Source organism: Chromobacterium sp. ASV23 (genome assembly GCF_016428945.1).
Taxonomy (GTDB): domain Bacteria; phylum Pseudomonadota; class Gammaproteobacteria; order Burkholderiales; family Chromobacteriaceae; genus Chromobacterium; species Chromobacterium sinusclupearum.
Genome location: NZ_JAELTR010000159.1, coordinates 1 through 564, shown reverse-complemented (window position 1 = coordinate 564; position 564 = coordinate 1). Strand labels below are relative to the sequence as shown.

Annotated in this window: 1 protein-coding gene; it reads right to left on the bottom strand. The window is 36.9% G+C overall.

Translation table 11 applies throughout. The annotated features are described in order from the left end of the window. The coding region (locus JHD59_RS22060) for a hypothetical protein (protein ID WP_199155846.1) at positions 1 to 461 on the bottom strand (461 nt) is incomplete at its 3' end. Between the last annotated feature and the right edge of the window lie 103 nt (positions 462 to 564).

Sequence of the window (564 nt, the reverse complement as noted above, 5' to 3'; positions counted from 1 at the left end):
ACAGAATTCCTTAACTCCAGAAAATCTATTTTTTTCCCTTCGTCTGTTACCCATGATTCCTTATTATCCCAATGCCCTGCGCAAAGGTTAATACTCCCCGAATAAATAACACATCCGTTTTTTCGCTCGACAAAGATACAATTCGCTACATCATGATAGCTTTTCCCATTATTTGGATCATCAAGGATGCCATATGTCGAAACGGTAAGGTTTAGAATATCGTTCTTCTCCCCTGAAACATCTTCCAAATTATAAGGCTCGCCAAGGAATTTTAGTACATCCCTTTTTTGCCCATCCTTTATGAAAAGCTTATTGTCAAAATTGCGATGTGCTAGCTTTGCAAGCAATTTGTCTGATATCTTTACTTTGTCTATAAATAACGGGCTATCCTGTATCATTTCTGCTCTTGCAATTAGAGAAAAGCCAGTCAGAAATGCAGCAAATAATATTAGTTTCTTCATGCCTTCTCCTTTAGTTTCTTGAATATTTTAGGCATGTCTGTCCCTTGCCTAGCATTACCATAAATTTCTAATACACCAGATTCTATTTTTGCGTGATTGACTC